Origin of the sequence: Streptomyces sp. NBC_00510, from assembly GCA_036013505.1 — a bacterium.
Taxonomy (GTDB): domain Bacteria; phylum Actinomycetota; class Actinomycetes; order Streptomycetales; family Streptomycetaceae; genus Actinacidiphila.
Genome location: CP107851.1, coordinates 1,499,760 through 1,515,417, shown reverse-complemented (window position 1 = coordinate 1,515,417; position 15,658 = coordinate 1,499,760). Strand labels below are relative to the sequence as shown.

At 70.9% G+C, this 15,658-nt stretch carries 15 protein-coding genes; 3 read left to right on the top strand and 12 right to left on the bottom strand.

All coding sequences use genetic code 11. The annotated features are described in order from the left end of the window. Positions 1 to 41: 41 nt before the first annotated feature. The 8 genes from OG937_06700 to OG937_06665 form a co-directional block, all read right to left on the bottom strand. Positions 42 to 575: a hypothetical protein gene (locus tag OG937_06700; GenBank protein ID WUD71402.1), complete on the bottom strand. Its 534-nt coding sequence runs from the start codon at positions 573 to 575 to the stop codon at positions 42 to 44. Positions 576 to 674: 99 nt separating this feature from the next. After that, positions 675 to 2,618 (bottom strand): amino acid transporter, encoded by a 1,944-nt coding sequence (locus OG937_06695; GenBank protein ID WUD71401.1) that lies wholly within the window; start codon positions 2,616 to 2,618, stop codon positions 675 to 677. Positions 2,619 to 2,783: 165 nt separating this feature from the next. Continuing rightward, a complete protein-coding gene (locus OG937_06690; protein ID WUD71400.1) occupies positions 2,784 to 3,851 on the bottom strand; it encodes an alcohol dehydrogenase catalytic domain-containing protein in 1,068 nt (355 codons plus the stop codon). 88 nt (positions 3,852 to 3,939) lie between these two features. After that, entirely contained in the window at positions 3,940 to 4,587 is a 648-nt protein-coding gene (locus OG937_06685) for a CBS domain-containing protein (protein ID WUD71399.1), read from the bottom strand. An 84-nt stretch (positions 4,588 to 4,671) separates the two neighbouring features. Beyond that, complete coding sequence (locus OG937_06680; protein WUD71398.1) at positions 4,672 to 5,625, bottom strand: GerMN domain-containing protein; 954 nt, start codon at positions 5,623 to 5,625, stop codon at positions 4,672 to 4,674. Positions 5,626 to 5,673: 48 nt separating this feature from the next. Then, complete coding sequence (locus OG937_06675; protein WUD71397.1) at positions 5,674 to 6,426, bottom strand: class I SAM-dependent methyltransferase; 753 nt, start codon at positions 6,424 to 6,426, stop codon at positions 5,674 to 5,676. Positions 6,427 to 6,679: 253 nt separating this feature from the next. Then, positions 6,680 to 7,489 carry a polyphosphate kinase 2 gene (ppk2, locus tag OG937_06670; protein ID WUD71396.1) on the bottom strand — a complete coding sequence of 270 codons (810 nt, stop codon included), beginning with the start codon at positions 7,487 to 7,489 and terminating at the stop codon, positions 6,680 to 6,682. Positions 7,490 to 7,555: 66 nt separating this feature from the next. Further along, positions 7,556 to 8,338 carry a hypothetical protein gene (locus OG937_06665; GenBank protein ID WUD71395.1) on the bottom strand — a complete coding sequence of 261 codons (783 nt, stop codon included), beginning with the start codon at positions 8,336 to 8,338 and terminating at the stop codon, positions 7,556 to 7,558. Between the two features lie 395 nt (positions 8,339 to 8,733). On the opposite strand from OG937_06665, the gene OG937_06660 reads away from it, so the two are divergent. Beyond that, positions 8,734 to 9,705: an aldo/keto reductase gene (locus OG937_06660; GenBank protein ID WUD78649.1), complete on the top strand. Its 972-nt coding sequence runs from the start codon at positions 8,734 to 8,736 to the stop codon at positions 9,703 to 9,705. 52 nt (positions 9,706 to 9,757) lie between these two features. Here OG937_06660 and OG937_06655 read toward each other — a convergent pair whose 3' ends face one another. The 3 genes from OG937_06655 to OG937_06645 form a co-directional block, all read right to left on the bottom strand. After that, positions 9,758 to 10,459 carry a transposase gene (locus tag OG937_06655; protein ID WUD71394.1) on the bottom strand — a complete coding sequence of 234 codons (702 nt, stop codon included), beginning with the start codon at positions 10,457 to 10,459 and terminating at the stop codon, positions 9,758 to 9,760. Positions 10,460 to 10,631: 172 nt separating this feature from the next. After that, positions 10,632 to 11,456 (bottom strand): IS3 family transposase, encoded by an 825-nt coding sequence (locus tag OG937_06650; protein WUD71393.1) that lies wholly within the window; start codon positions 11,454 to 11,456, stop codon positions 10,632 to 10,634. Next, positions 11,453 to 11,728: a transposase gene (locus OG937_06645; GenBank protein WUD78648.1), complete on the bottom strand. Its 276-nt coding sequence runs from the start codon at positions 11,726 to 11,728 to the stop codon at positions 11,453 to 11,455. The genes OG937_06650 and OG937_06645 overlap by 4 nt, the downstream gene beginning before the upstream one ends. A gap of 153 nt (positions 11,729 to 11,881) precedes the next feature. On the opposite strand from OG937_06645, the gene OG937_06640 reads away from it, so the two are divergent. Beyond that, complete coding sequence (locus OG937_06640; GenBank protein ID WUD71392.1) at positions 11,882 to 12,820, top strand: SDR family oxidoreductase; 939 nt, start codon at positions 11,882 to 11,884, stop codon at positions 12,818 to 12,820. 726 nt (positions 12,821 to 13,546) lie between these two features. On the opposite strand, the gene OG937_06635 is transcribed toward OG937_06640, so the two are convergent. After that, positions 13,547 to 14,203, bottom strand: coding sequence for a GntR family transcriptional regulator (locus OG937_06635; GenBank protein ID WUD71391.1), 657 nt, complete (start codon positions 14,201 to 14,203; stop codon positions 13,547 to 13,549). A 129-nt stretch (positions 14,204 to 14,332) separates the two neighbouring features. Here OG937_06635 and OG937_06630 point away from each other — a divergent pair, with 129 nt between their 5' ends. Next, positions 14,333 to 15,634: an extracellular solute-binding protein gene (locus tag OG937_06630; protein ID WUD71390.1), complete on the top strand. Its 1,302-nt coding sequence runs from the start codon at positions 14,333 to 14,335 to the stop codon at positions 15,632 to 15,634. Positions 15,635 to 15,658: the final 24 nt, after the last annotated feature.

Here is a 15,658-nt window from a genome sequence, read left to right as displayed (position 1 = left end):
GGGGCGACCGGAGCGGCGACCGGCGGCCCCGAAGCGACCTGTCAGCCCATCCCGGACGCATCGAGCACCGCTCGTGCCGTGCTGCCGTCGATCCGCTCGCCGAGCCGCCCGAGCACCTCGTACCCCTCGCGGAGCGTGCCGGCGGTACGGGAGCGCCGCGCGCCCGCCTCCAGCCGGTGCCACAGCAACGGATTCGCCTCCAGGACCCGGGGATCCAGCTCCAGCCACCGGCCGTGGGCGTCCCACAGGACCAGATGCCGTGACACACCGGCGGACTGGCGGACCACGGTCAGCGCATCGGTCCGCACCCGCCGCTCCCGCAGCGTGCCGCGCACCGCCAGCCACCCGTCGCCCGCGGTCACCCGGGCCGGGTGGAGCAGCGCGAGCACGATCACGGCCAGGAACAGCCACAGCGCCGCGCGCCGCGGGGTGAGCGTCCCCGCGACCGCGTCGAGCGGCACCGCCAGGCACAGGAAGGCCACCGCGCACCCCAGCGCGCGCCGCAGGTCGGCGCGCCAATGGCGGTCACCGACGGTGCCCTGCTGCCCGGGCCGGGGAGCCGTTCGCCGTTCCATGGGGCCGACCGTAGGCAGGGCGGCGCCCCGCCGGGCGCCGCCCTGACGGCCCCTTGACGAGCGCCGGTCCGGTCTTTGCGCGCCCCTGACGGACGGGGCTCAGCCGACGTGGACGCGGGGCCTGCGGCTGCGGTCGGGCTCGGCCTCGCGCAGCACCTCGCGGGTGACCGGGGCGACCTCGCCCTGCCCGAAGAGGAAGAAGCGCAGGAAGTTGGCGAAGGGGGTGCCCTCGGTCCACTCGAAGTAGATGTGCGGACGCTGCCCGGTGCTGTCGCGGACGTGCAGCAGGAAGGCCGCCAGCGCGTTGGGGATGGAGGAGCTCTCCAGGGTCAGGACGCGGTAGCGGTCGTGGAGGACCTCGCCGCGGACCACCAGGCCCGCCTCGAACTCGGACGGGTCGGCGACGGTCACCTCGACGAAGACGAAGTCCTCCTCGGCCGGCAGGTCGTTGTCCGACCGGATCTGCTTGATCTTGTCCCGGTACTCGGCGGCGTCCCGCCGGTCGGGCTCGTTGGCGATGAAGCGGATCGTGCGGTGGGAGATGTCCCGTACGAAGCGCTCGGCCATGTCGTCCGTGCTGATGCCGGTGATGCGCAGTTCGAAGGCGCGGGCGAGCCGCGACAGCAGGGAGATCAGCATGATGCCGACGATGAAGCAGGCACCGATCTTGACGCCGTCCGGGCGCTCGAAGACGTTGACGACCGTGGTGTAGAGGAAGACGGCCGAGATCACCCCGAAGGCGATCGTCCAGTTGCGCTGCCCCGCCTTGCGGGCGGCGATGGTCACCGCGATCGCCGCGGAGGAGATGAGCACCAGGACACCGGTCGCGTACGCGCCGCCCTGGGCGTCGACGTTGGCGTCGAAGATCCAGGTGACCAGGAACGCGACCAGGGTGAAGACCAGCACCATCGGCCGCACCGCGCGCGCCCAGTGCGGCGCCATGCCGTAGCGCGGCAGGTAGCGCGGCATGAGGTTGAGGAGCCCGGCCATCGCCGAGGCGCCGGCGAACCACAGGATGCAGATCGTCGACACGTCGTAGACGGTGCCGAAGGCGTTGCCCAGGTACTCGTGCGCGAGGTAGGCCAGCGCGCGGCCGTTGGCCTTGCCGCCGGCCTCGAACTCGTCGGCGGGGATCAGCAGCGTGGTGATGAAGCTGGTCGCGATCAGGAAGCAGCTCATGATCACGGCGGCCGTGGTCAGCAGCTTCTTCGTGTCCCGGATCCGCCCTGCGGGACGCTCCTCGGTGTCGGACGGGTCGCCCTTGACGTGCGGCATCACCGCCACACCGGTCTCGAAGCCGGACAGGCCCAGCGCCAGCTTGGGGAAGACCAGCAGCGCCACCCCGACCATCAACAGGACGTTGCCGTGCTGCGTGGTCAGGGCGTTCGACCAGTCGGTGACCACGTGCCCGGCGGTGGCCACGTGCCACAGACCGACGACCACGACGACCACGTTGAGCGCCAGGTAGAGGCCCACGAGGGCGACCGCGACGCCGATCGCCTCCAGGAAGCCCTTCATGAAGACCGCGCCGAGCAGCGCGACCAGCAGCAGCGTGATGAGCATCTGCTTCCCGTGCAGCGCCTCCGTCAGGTGCGGGTTCTCCACCAGGTGGGTGGAGGCGTCGGCCGCGGACAGGGTGATGGTGATCAGGAAGTCCGTCGCCGCGAAGCCCAGCAGCGTCAGGACGAAGAGCTTGCCCTTCCAGAACGACAGCAGCCGCTCCAGCATGGCGATCGAGCCCTCGCCGCGGGGGCTCTCCTCGGCCACCCGGCGGTACACGGGCAGGGCGCCGGCCAGCGTGACGATCACCAGCACGATGGTGGCCACCGGCGACAGCAGGCCCGCCGCCAGCGCCGCGATGCCGGGCTGGTAGCCGAGGGTGGAGAAGTAGTCGACGCCCGTCAGGCACATCACCCGCCACCAGCGCTGGCCGTGGTCATGCCGTTCCGGGACCGCCTGCCCGCCCTGCTGGTGCCGGGCCATGTCCGACAGGCCCTCGAGCATCCACGCGCGCAGCCGACTCGTAGGGACGGGGGAGGTCATCGATGCTCCTGACGTGCTGCCACTGGTTCCCGCCACCACGAGATGGCCTGGTCAGCGTACGCATCGGTCGGCACCCGATTTCCCGTACCGCCGCTTCGCGCCGTTAAGATTCCGTCAAGAGTGGGGGTTACGTCCCTGACGCGCCCTTTACGCCCGCCGGCCCGGTCAGAACATGGGCACGAGGACGTCATGGTGAGGTCCGCCCAGGACGACCTTGAGCGCTCCGGTGTCGGCCGCCGACGCGAAGACGTCGTAGGCCTCCGCCGTCTCGTGCAGTTCGAAGGTGTGCGTGACGAACGCGCCGGTGGGCAGCTTCCGTGCCTCCAGCAGGCGCAGCAGGGTGGGCGTGGAGTACGTGTCGACCAGGCCCGTGGTGATGGTGACGTTGCGGTTCCACAGCCGCTCCAGGTGGAGCGTGACCGGTCCGCCGTGCACCCCCGTGTTCGCCACCCGGCCGCCGGGCCGGACCATCCGCGTGCACATCTCGAAGGTCTCCGGCAGCCCCACGGCCTCGATCACCACGTCCGCGCCGAGCCCTCCGGTGAGGTCGTCGACCAGCTGCTCGGGCTGCTCGCCCGCCGTGACCACGGCGTCCGCGCCCAGGTTCTTCGCCGCCTGCAGGCGGGCCGCGGCCAGGTCGACGGCGATCACCGTGTGCGGGGAGCACAGCTGGGCTGTCGCGACGGCGGCCAGGCCGATCGGACCGCAGCCGACCACGACGACCGTGTCCCCGGGCCGGACCCCGCCGTTGAGCACGCCCACCTCGTAGGCGGTGGGGAAGATGTCGGAGAGCAGGACGGCGTCGTGCCCGCCCACGTTGTGCGGCAGCGCGTGCAGGGAGGTGTCGGCGTACGGTACGCGCACGTACTCCGCCTGCGTGCCGTCGATCAGGTGCCCGAGCACCCAGCCGCCACCGTCCAGGCACTGCCCGTAGGCCTGCTCACGGCAGAACCGGCAGCGTCCGCACCCGGAGACGCAACTGACCAGCACCCGGTCGCCGGGCTGGAGGGCGTCCACCTCCGCGCCGGTCTCGACGACCTCGCCCACGGCCTCGTGGCCGAGCACCGTACCGGGAGCGACGTCCGGCACGTCGCCCTTGAGGATGTGCAGGTCCGTGCCGCAGATCGCGGCGGTGTCGACGCGGACGATGGCGTCCCTCGCGTCCTGGAGGACCGGGTCGGCCACCTCCTGCCAGGAGGCCCGTCCCGGACCCTGGAAGACCCATGCCTTCATGGCGTTCCGCTCCTTCGGGCTGAGGTGTGTCCCCCCTCCCAGCGTGGGCGCGGCGGGCGGCCCTCGCATCCGGCGCCGGGACCGCCCGTCACACCCGGTTCGGCGTCAGATCGAAGCGCACGTCGACGACGCCCTCGACGGACCGCACCAGGCGGTCCGCCACCGGCACCAGGGAGCGGTCCCCGAGCAGCCCGCTCAGGGTGACGACCCCTTCCTCGACGTCGACCTCGACGGACCGCCACGCGCCGGGGAACAGCCGCGCGACCACGTTCTCCCGGACGTCGCGGGCGATGTCCTCGTCGGACCGCAGGAAGACCTTCAGCAGGTCGCCCCGGCTGACCACGCCCTTGAGCATGCCCCGGGCGTCGACGACCGGCAGCCGCTTGACCTGGTGCCGCGCCATGGCGCGGGCCGCCTGGGCGAGCGAGGCGTCGCCGCGCACGGTGACCGCGGGCGCGGTCATCAACTGCTCGGCGGTGAGCGCGGCCGCCTTGCCGGACCCACCGGACCCGCCCACCGGGGGCGGCTCGTCCACGCGGTGCTCCTCCTTGCGCAGCAGGTCGGCCTCGGAGACGACGCCCACCACGCGCGTCCCGTCCTCCACCACCGGTACCGCGCTGACGTGCCACTGCTCCAGGGCCCGCACGATCTCCTTGAACGACGCGTGGCGGGTGACCGCGACGACCCTGCACGTCATCACGTCGCCCACCGTCATCGGCTGCCGGACGGCGTTCATGGCGGCCTCCTGAACCCGGGACGCGTCCCCTGGTTCCAGTCTCGGCCGGTGCGGCGGCGTGCGCACGGTCCGGCCGGGACCCGCTCACCCCGCGAGGGTGAGCGGCACCGTGTCGAGGACGATCCGGCGGCCGTCCTCGGCGGACAGCACGTACGCCGTGAGGGTGCCCGGCCCACCGGCCGCGCGGTAGGGCACGGTCACGTCGAAGGTGCCCCGGGTGCCGCTGCCCGAGGTGGCCGCCACCCGTACGTCGGCGACCGTGCGGCCGGAGCCGTCGGCGATCCGCAGCCGGAACTCCGCCTCGAAGGTGTCGGCCGTGCCGTGGACGCGCAGCGGGGCGGTGACGGTGTCGCCGAGGAGCGGTGACTCCACGAGGACGGCGGGGGAGAGCTCCTCGAAGTCGGCGCGGCCGACGGGCGGGCCGGTGGCCACCGTGCCGAGTCCGGCCGGCGGTCCGCCGTCCACGCGGAAGCGCACGTTTTCGACGCCGGGGAACGCCGTCGCGGTGAACACCACCTGGGCGAGCCGTGCTTCCACGGGTGTGCCGGGGGCGGCGTCGTCGTAGCGGCCCGAGAGGTCGACGGTGGCGACGCGGTCGCGTACGGCCAGCGACCGCAGCGCCGTCCCCGACGGGATCGCCGTCGCCCGGCCGTGACCGCGCTCGAAGCCGTTCGGGCCGGCGAGCAGGGCCCGCAGGGCCGCGGCGGCGGTCGCCGGGCCGGTGACCGTGCGCGGCGCGGCCGACAGCTTGCCCTCGTGCAGGAAGTAGACGGCCGCGTGGACCCGGCGGGGCGTCGCCGTGGTGGACGTGGACGTGGACGCCGACGCGGTCGGGTCCGGCGAACTGCCGCCCGGCGTGGCCGGCGGAGTGCCGGGTTCGCCGGATGCGGCGGTCCGGGAGGGAGCCCCGGAAGCCTCCCGGCCGGAGCCGCCGCAGGCGGACAGCAGGGCGAGGGACACGAGCGCGGCGGCGAGCGCCCGCGCGGGGCGTGAGGCGGCGAGCCGGGCACCGTCCATGTGGATCCTCCCCTCCGGCATGCGCACAGAGTGCCCGCTCCCGCCCGCGTACGCCATCACCCGGGAGGGTCAGCCGCCGGGCACGACCCCTGCGGGGCGGCGGAACAGCGCCGCCCAGAGGAAGTCCTCACCGAAGCACGCGGACTCCGCCGGCTCGCCGCGCATGCGGCGCAATTCCACCTCCGTCAGTCCGGAGAAGATCCGGCGCAGCGCCTCCGGGGTGTAGGCCAGGCCGCCGTGCAGCCGGGACTCGCGGTAGAAGTCCGCGTCGTCGAGCTCGGACCCCATGCCGCCGGCGGCGAAGCACGTGAGCGCCAGATGCCCGCCGGGTGCCAGGACCCCGTCCAGCAGCGCGAGGTAGCTGATGCGCCGGTGCGGCGGCAAATGGTGGAAGCAACCCGAGTCGTGGACCAGGTCGTACGGGCCGCGCAGAACCGTCCCGGCCAGGGCGAAGGCGTCACCGCGGTGGAAGCGCACGGCCGCCCCGGCCTCGCGGGCCCGCTCCTGCGCCCAGGCGATCGCGGCGGGGGAGAGGTCGACCGCGTCCACCGTGAACCCCCGTGCGGCCAGGTACCGCGCGTTGCGCCCCGGACCGCACCCGAGGTCGAGGACCCGGCCACCCGGCGCGATCAGGCCCCGGTCGAGCCACTCCACGAGGTTCTCGTCCGGCTTGTCCACGAAGAACGGCACCGGCCGGGACCGGTCCGCGTAGAACGCGTCCCACCAGTCGGCCGCCCCTTGCGTCCAGCGGTCGGCCCCCGCCGCGAACAGGTCGTCCAGGAGCCTCAGCACGTCGTCGACGTCACGGATACCACGGTCCATCAGATCCCCTTTCCCGATGGGGAGACGCTAGGGCCCGCAGCCCCGAAAGCCCAGCTCAGCCCGGGTACCCCAACCCGACGTACGCCCGCCTCCCCCACCCCGGCACCACCCCCCGCCCGCCCCGCCCGCACCCCCTCCGCGCGTCCGCCCGCACCCCCTCCGGCGCCCGCCCCGGCCCCTTTCCCGGGCACGCCGGGCACGATTTCCCGACGGATTTCCCGGGGCGTCGGCACGAGAGGCCCGCGTGGCGTCACTACCCCAAGGTCGCCGCGTGGTCCGGGACGTAGGTCTGCAGGTCGCGGGGCGGGCGCTGGTAGCCGGTCGACTCAGGACGGGGCGGGAGTTCGATGGCGGGGAGGGGGACCTCCTCGTACGGGATGCCGGCGAGCAGGTGGGCGATCATGTTGATGCGGGCCGCGCGCTTGTCGTCGCTGCCCACGACGTACCAGGGGGCCTCGGGGATGTCGGTGTGCACGAACATCTCGTCCTTGGCGCGGGAGTACGCCTCCCAGCGGGTGATGGACTCCAGGTCCATCCCCGACAGCTTCCAGCGCCGGGTCGGGTCCTCCAGGCGGGTCCGGAAACGCTGCTCCTGCACGGCGTCGCTGACCGAGAACCAGTACTTGCGCAGGATGATGCCGTCCTCGATCAGCAGCCGTTCGAAGATCGGGCACTGGTGCAGGAAGCGCACGTGCTCCTCGGGGGTGCAGAAGCCCATCACGTGCTCCACACCGGCGCGGTTGTACCAGCTCCGGTCGAACAGCACGATCTCCCCGCCGGCCGGCAGATGGTCGACGTAGCGCTGGAAGTACCACTGCGTGCGCTCGCGTTCGGTCGGCGCGGGGAGCGCCGCGATGCGCGCGATGCGGGGGTTGAGATGCTCCGTCACCCGCTTGATCGTGCTGCCCTTGCCGGCCGCGTCGCGTCCCTCGAAGACGATGACGAGCCTGTGCCCGCCGGCCCGGACCCACTCCTGCAGCTTGACCAACTCGACCTGCAGCCGCAGCAGTTCCCGCTCGTACATGCCGCGCGGCAGGCGGTCCTGGCGCTTCTTGTCACCCATTCCCCGGTGCCCTCGCTTCCGTAGGACGCCCACGGTACGGGTCCCCGGGCGGGCTCCGGGGGAGGCTCAGCCGAGCGGGCCGGTGCCGCCCGGGGCGCCGGCGGCGTGACCGGGGGCGGTCGCCGGGAACGGGAGCCAGGGGCCGTGGGTGTGACCGCGGCCGTGGGCGTGCGGGTGCGGAACCGTGGCGAAGGGGGGCAGCGGTGCGGCGTCCGCGCGCTGCGGGGCGGTGCGGGGGGCGGCCGCCGCCGGGGGCTCGGCCGTTTCGGCGGCCGGGGACGCGGAGGCGTACGGGGTGTCCGTCGTGGGTGCCGCGGTCGGGGACGGGGTGGACGCCGGCGGCGTGGGGTCCGGCGTCTGCGTCGGGGGCGGCGTCGTCGGCGGCGGGGTGGTCGGCGGCGGGGTGGGCGTCGCCGGCGGGGTGGCGGTGTGGCTGGGCTTCGGGGTCGGCGTGCTCGCGGGGGGCTTCGGCTGGGCCGGCGTGGTGTGGGCGGGCTTCGGCGTGGTCTTCACCGGCTTCGGCTTGGGCTTCTTGGCCTTCACCTTCGCCTTGGCCGGGGCCGATCCCTTCGACGGCGTCGTGCCGGCGCCCTTCGCCTCCGGTGCCGCGTCACGCCGGCCGGTGTCGGCGTCGACCAGGCCGTGCTCCGGCCGCTCGGACGCGCTCGGCAGGATCGATGTGACGTGGACCTTGGACGAGCCGGACGAGCGGTCCGCCCCGGTGCCGTCCGAACCGGACTGCTGGAGTGCCCACGCGGTGCCGCCGAAAGCCGCGGCGGAGGCGACAGCCGCGGCGGACAGCTTGAGCCGCAGGGAACGCCCGCGGCGGTGCTTGGCCTGGTTGCGCATGTGAGACGAGGACCCTTTCAGCTAGCCCCCGCCCGGAATGCCGGCTGCCGCGCTGCGCGGCCGGGGCCGGATACGTCAGGACTCTGCGGGAGCATTCCCGCGGGCGCAAGGGCCTGACCTGCACAGTCACCGGAAGCGGAGCAAGCGATTCCGAAAAGCCGCAGGTCATGGCCACGATGAACGGCGCAAATCGGGTCATGTGACATCGCCCACGTCGCTCACGGGACGGAAGTCCCGCAGTGGTGCACAGGGGGTCTTTCCGCCACTCTCAGACATTGTGGACGGTTCCCACCGCGCGTGATGCCGGGGCCGTCGACGCGAAGATCCACCGGCTTGCATACTCGGGAGTGCCTTCGGCAACCGAAGGCACCACACCACCCTGCGGAGGCATGGACGTGGAGTACACGAAACTCGGCAGCACCGGTCTGGACGTCTCCCGGATCTGCCTGGGCTGCATGAGCTACGGCACACCCGAGCGCGGCAGCCACCCGTGGACGCTGGACGAGGACGCCGCCCGCCCCCTGATACGCGGCGCCGTCGAGGCCGGCATCACGTTCTTCGACACCGCCAACGTCTACTCCGACGGCACCAGCGAGGAGATCGTCGGCCGGGCCCTCGCCGAGTACGCGTCCCGCGAGGAGATCGTGCTGGCCACCAAGGTGAACGGCCGCATGCGCCCCGGCCCGAACGGGGCGGGCCTGTCGCGCAAGGCCGTGCTCACCGAGATCGACGCGAGCCTGCGCCGCCTCGGGACGGACTACGTGGACCTCTACATCATCCACCGCTGGGACCCGCACACCCCCGTCGAGGAGACGATGGAGGCCCTGCACGACGTGGTGAAGTCGGGCAAGGCGCGGTACATCGGCGCGTCCTCCATGTACGCCTGGCAGTTCTCCAAGGCCCAGTACACCGCGGAGCGCCACGGCTGGACGAAGTTCGTCAGCATGCAGAACCACTACAACCTCCTCCACCGCGAGGAGGAGCGCGAGATGCTGCCGCTCTGCGCGGACCAGGGCGTCGGCGTCACACCCTGGAGCCCGCTCGCCCGGGGGCGGCTGACCCGTGACTGGGACGCCGTCAGCGCCCGGCAGGAGACCGATGAGTTCGGCGGCACCCTCTACCTCGAGGAGGACCGCGTGATCGTCGAGGCCGTCGCGACCATCGCGGCACGCCGCGGACTGTCGCGGGCCCAGATCGCCCTGGCGTGGCTGCTGGGCAAGCCCGGGGTCACGGCGCCGATCGTGGGCGTCGGCAAGGAGGCGCACCTGCGGGACGCCGTCGCCGCGCTGGACGTGCGCCTCACCGAGGAGGAGCTGAAGGAACTGGAGAGCCCCTACCGGCCGCACGGCGTCGTGGGCTTCTCCTGAGCCGCCACCGCGCCGGGGGCCGGGGCCGGCGTGACCCCGGCCCCGGCCGCCGTCACGGCATGATGTTCTGGTTGAGGTGGAACAGGTTCCCGGGGTCGTACGTCCGCTTGACCTCGACGAGCCGGTCACGCAGCCAGGCCGGCGCCGTGGCGGCGTGCATGGCTTCAAGGAGCCGATAGCCGTCGGCTGCGATCTGCTGGGCCAGCGTGTCACGATCGGACCTGCTGGAGGGGAGTCGGTAAGCGTCGGTCCGGGCACCGTACCGCTCCTGCCATGACGGCTCGATCCAGGCCGCCAACCACTGCGGACCGGCCGTGGCCAGTGCTTCCAGACAGGCCCGGAGTGTTTCCCCGACGAACTCCAGGCGGTTCAGACGACGAACCGCCGTCAGGACATGCGTGGAGTCGGTGCGCTGCCGTCCGCCGGCACCCACCAGCCCCTGACCGGCGAGGCATTGCAGTAGCAGATCCAGCACGCGTTCCTCGAGGCCACGGTCCACCAGCCGATGCCGGAATCCGGTCAGCACCGTGAAGTCGAAACCGGTATCGGCGGGTTCCAGCCCCAGCAGGTACTTCACGTCGATCCTGGCCCGCACCGCGTGCGCGGCCTGTCGGTCCGTCAGGTTCTCCGCGTACTGCAGGACGCTCACCAGAGCGAGCTGTCCAGGCGAGATGCCCGGACGGCCACGGTCCCCGAACGCCTCACGGAACTCCTCGTCCGAGAACACCGTCCCGAGATGATCACGGATCCGCATCGCGAGACACCCCTTCGGGAACGCCGCTCGGGCAATCTGACTTGTCCCAGACGGAACACCGCCACCAGAAGCCGATGCCATCGACACAACGTTCACCTCGCCCCCGGGACGACTCCCCTCGCGCGTCCCTGACCAGCAGGATCGGCTATGCCGTCGTCTTCCGGCCGACTGATCACGACGCCATCACCCGAATTGGGCAACAGGGTCTCTCGATGAAGGAGAAGACCTCGGCGCGGGCGGTGGCCCGGTCGGGCCAGGTGCGGGTGCGTATCTCTTCCTTGAGTAGGGCCCAGAAGCTTTCCGCGGCGGCGTTGTCGAAGCATGATCCGGTGCGTCCGCAGCTCCGCCGCAGCCCCAACTTCCCTATTCGGTGGCGGAACTGGGTCGAGGTGTATTCGCTGCCGCGACCGCTGTGAACCACGCAGCCGGGCTCGAGTGTGCCCCGGCCGTGTGCCATGTCGAGAGCGTCAACGACGAGCTCGGCGCGGTGATGGTCGGCCATGGCGTAGCCGACGACCTCGCGGGTGGCCAGGTCCAGCCAGCAGGCGAGGTAGAGCCAGCCCTCGGTGGTGGGCAGGTAGGTGATGTCGCCGACCAGCTTGGTCCCGGGGCGCTCGGCATGGAAGTCGCAGCCGATCAGGTCCGGGGCCGGCTTCGCTTTGGCGTCCGGCCGGGTCAGTGAATGTCGTCTGCGCCGGGTGACGCCGCGGATGTCGCGTTCACGCATCACGCGGGCGACGCGTTTGCGGTTCACCCGCCGGCCCAGGCGGCGCAGTTCGGCGTGGATGCGTGGGACACCGTAGGTGTGTCGGGAGGCGATGTGCACGACGGTGATCTCGTGCGCGAGCGTGTCGTCGGCGGCCTGACGGGCACGACGGGCGGCCTCGCCCTCGCACCAGGCGTAGTAGGAGGAGCGGGCTACCTTCAGCACCCGGCACAGCAGGACGATCGGGTACGTGGCCTTCTCCGCGTGGATCAACCGGTACAGCTCGCTCACCGGTCGTTCGCCTTCACGAAGAAGGTCGTCGCCTTTTTCAGGATCTCGATCGTCTGCTGCTGTTCGCGGACCTCCTTGCGCAGCCGCTTGAGCTCCTCGCGCTCGGCGCTGGTCAGCTCACCGGACCCGCCCTCGCCCCGGTCCGCCTTCGCCCGGCAATACCAGCCACGCAGGGACTCCGAGCTGATACCGAGTTCCCGGGCCACCGCGGTGACCGTCCTGCCCGAGGAATCGACGAGCGCGATAGCGTCCCGCTTGAAGCGGTGAGCCAGACCGTGATCCGGGCGTTCGGCCTGCGCTGAGCCGTCGCCCTTTCCCTCTCACAGCCATGTTCCCTCAGAGCATGGCTGTGAGGGGGAGGGTGCGTTCACCCTGGGACCAGGAACGTGGCAATGCAGCCGAGGCCTCATGACAAGGAGCATTCGATGAAGGACGTCGCCGTGCCGGATCTGCGGGGAAAGCTCGCCGTCGTGACAGGGGCCAGCGACGGAGTGGGCCTTGGTCTGGCCGAGCGCCTTGCCGGCGCGGGCGCCGAATTGATCCTCCCGGTGCGCAATCCGGTCAAGGGTGCCGCGGCGGTCCAGCGGATCAAGTCGACCACCCCCGAGGCGGCGGTCTCCACTCGCGATCTCGATCTGGCGTCCCTGGAATCGGTCGGATGTCTGGCGGACGCCTTGATCTTGGACGGCCGACCCGTCCATCTGCTGGTCAACAACGCCGGCGTGATGACACCGCCCACCCGGCACAGCACCGCGGATGGATTCGAGTTGCAGTTCGGAACCAACTATCTCGGCCACTTCGCGCTCACCGGACGGCTGATGCCACTGCTGCAGGCCGGCCGGGCTCGAGTGACCACCATGACCAGCAGCGCGGCACGCGGTATCCGGATTCCCTGGGACGACCTGCAGAGCGAGAGGCGCTACGCCCCGATCCGGGCGTACGGTTTGTCGAAGCTCGCCGATCTGCTGTTCGCCCTGCAACTGCAACGTCTCAGCGCCGCCGGTGGCTGGGGCGTGACCAGCAACGCCGCCCACCCCGGCACGACCCTCACGAACCTGTACGCGTCCGGCCCCAACCTCGGGCGGTCCCGGCCGGCGCCACACGAGGCGATCATGCGGCGCCTCGCTCGCTGGGGACTCTTCGCGCAGACCGTGGACGCCGGGCTGCTTCCTCCTCTATACGCGGCGACCAGCCCCGACGCCGGGGGCGGCCGTCTTTACGGCCCCGACGGCATCGGCCAGTTCACGGGTGCCTCGACCGAGCTGACGATCTACAAGTCGGCTCGCAGAGAGGAGGACGCCACGCGCCTGTGGGGCGTGTCAGAGCGTCTGACCGGTGTGTCGTTCGCGACCGCCTCCCTGTAGCGCGACGCATGGTCACGGTGCCGGACCTCGGCGCGGGCACCACGCGGCTGCCGCGGCCCAATCGCTCTGCAGGCCGACCGAGCACGAGACAAGACGCTCTTCACCCACGGAAACCGCGCGAACCTTCTGTAACGTGTGCCGATTCTCTGGAAGTCAGCAGGGTGGTTGCTACTGCCAGGCCTAAACCACAGGTCAGGATTGTGCTCTCCGTGCCTGCGGAGATGACCTCGAATGCACGTGCGCGTGCAGGGTGAACAAGAAGTGCTCACTGCGTCCGCGGGGATGAACCCCAGGTGATGATGCCTTCGGCAGACGCGTTGTGTTTCCGCCCCCGGGGGCTGTGCGGGCGTCCCGCGGATCGGGCGCGCAGGTTGCCGGATCCCCATGCCCCCTGATGGGCCGTCTGACCGTCACCGAAGCCGACCTCCTCAGAACGACACTCACCCAAACCCGGGTCACAGTCCGGATGTGTACACCAGCAACGGCGGGGCGTCGACGGGCACGTCGGGAGTGGCGTTGGCCAGCAGCCAGGAGGCGAGGAAGGACGTCGAGACGTCCCCGTAGGTGTCCTCACGGCCTTGGCAAAGCCGGGCCTTAAGGCTGCGGCCTGACGACGCTCACCCCCATCGGATCCACACCTGATCTCTCTTTGATCGATATCGGTGGTGGTGTGGTCGGCCAGCCTCTGACCGGAAAGACAGCGTCCCACCTGCGCCGGTCGCTGTGTCAGTCGCCGTCGATGCCGTCGTCACCGCGGGCGTGGGCGGCGAACTGAGCTGCGGCGGTGTCCGGATCGCCGGACTCAAGAGCCGAGAGGAGGTCGGCGTGGTGGTCGGCCATCCTGCCCCAGTCGCCGGTGAACAGCGGGTCCGACACTACGCGCAAGGCGCGCAGGCTGGGTTCCATAACAGCCCAGACCTTTGGGAGGAACGGATTGCCGCTGGCCTCGCAGACGAGCCGGTGGAAGCTGATGTCAGCGTCCCGGAAACGTCCGACGTCGCCTTCCCTCGCGGCCTCTCGCATGGCCTCGACCTGCGTGCGAAGCCCCTCCATCGCGGTCGGCGGCGGGGCCTCGGCCACAGTGCGGGCGGCGAGCTCCTCGATAACCACCCGGACGGACCGGGCGGAGTCGGCGTCGCTCTGCGACACCGAGGCGACGAAGCTGCCGCGGCGCGGGACGTGTTCGGCGAGGCCCTCGTGCACCAGGCGCTTCACCGCTTCCCGGACCGGCGCCTGGCTGACGGCGAGCTGGCGGGCGATCGCGGACTCCACCAGTCGGTCGCCTGGCTTCAGTTCACCGCTGATGATCAGGCCGCGGACCCTTGTGTACACCTGGTCGGACAGCAGGACCCGCGTCAGCGGCTGTCCGATGGCGCTCGCCATGGTGCCTCCCTCGTTAGACCGCTTGATTCTATCGATGATCGCTTTGATTTTGTTACCGGCTCTTGACATCCGGATGACGGGCTACATCATATCGTCTATCGATAGTCGCGAATCGGCCGAGAGGGTGTCATGAGACGCAGCAGGTCCAGCGAGGGGAACAGACCCAGCAGGTTCCTGGGTGTGGCGGGGGCGACCATGGTCGTCGTCAGCCTGGTGGCCGGATGTGGGGGTGGCGGTTTCGCGTCCACCGACTCCAGCGACCCGAAGTCGGGAGCCAAGGGCACGGTGCGGATGTTGGTGAACATCACGCCCAACCTGACCAAGTCCTACTGGAGGGGGCTGGTCGCCCCCTTCGAGAAGGCGAACCCCGGGATCAAGGTCCAGATCGACGCCCCCACCTCGTCGGACGGAGGAGTGGACACCACGCTTCCCCAGCTGCTCGCCGCAGGCAACCCCCCGGACGTAGTCGAGGGCTCTCACAGTGTCAAGGTCCTGCCGCAGCTGCGTGATCTTTCCGACCTGCAGTGGGCCGCCTCGGCCCCCATGGCGGACGCCCAGCGCCGCGACGGCCGTCTGTACGACGTGTCGTTCGGGCAGCAGGCGCAGTCGTTGATCTTCTACAACAAGACGGCCTTCACCAAGGCGGGCATCACCGAGCCGCCGACGAGCATGCAGGAACTCACCGCCGACATGGCCAAGCTCAAGAAGGCCGGCTACCTGCCCATGCAGACGGCGGGGGAGTGGGTCACCCAGGCGCAGGTCATGATGCTCTTCGACCCCACCCTCACGGCCGGCGACGCCGACTGGTTCCGGAAGGCGGCCGCCGGCAAGCAGACGCTGAGCAAGGACCTGGGACCGTCGCTGGCCCTGTACAAGTCCTGGCTGGACAAGGGCTATGTGGACAAGAACGCGCTGGGCGTGAAGTACCCCGAGGGCGAGTCCGAGTTCCTGTCCGGCAAATCAGCGCTGTACCCGATGGGGTGCTGGTTCGTGGCCGCTGAGGCCCAGGCCAAGAAGAACTTCGAGATCGGGGTGTTCGCCGCCCCCCAGCTCAACAGCTCCGGCCCCGCGCGTCTCGCGGTCACTCCCGGGGCCAACTACCGGATCTTCAAGGCGAGCAAGCACCAGAACGCCGCGGCCAAGCTGGTGGAGTTCCTCACCACCGATCACGAGGCGGTGGAGAGCCAGCTCAAGCAGGACTCCTCCTTCCGCACCGGCTACCCGTACCAGCTCTCCCCACTGGCCGACGAGGTGCAGAAGCTCTTCGACGCTTCGAAGGACAACCAGGCGATCGTCGGCAGCGGTGAGTACCAGATGCCCGCGGGCTTCGAGGACGCGGCGAACAAGGAGATCCAGAGCCTGTACACCGGGGCGGATCCGGCCTCGGCGCTGAAGAACGTTGATGCCTGGCTCAAGGCGCAGCCCAAGTGACCAGTCACACCTCACAGCCCGCGG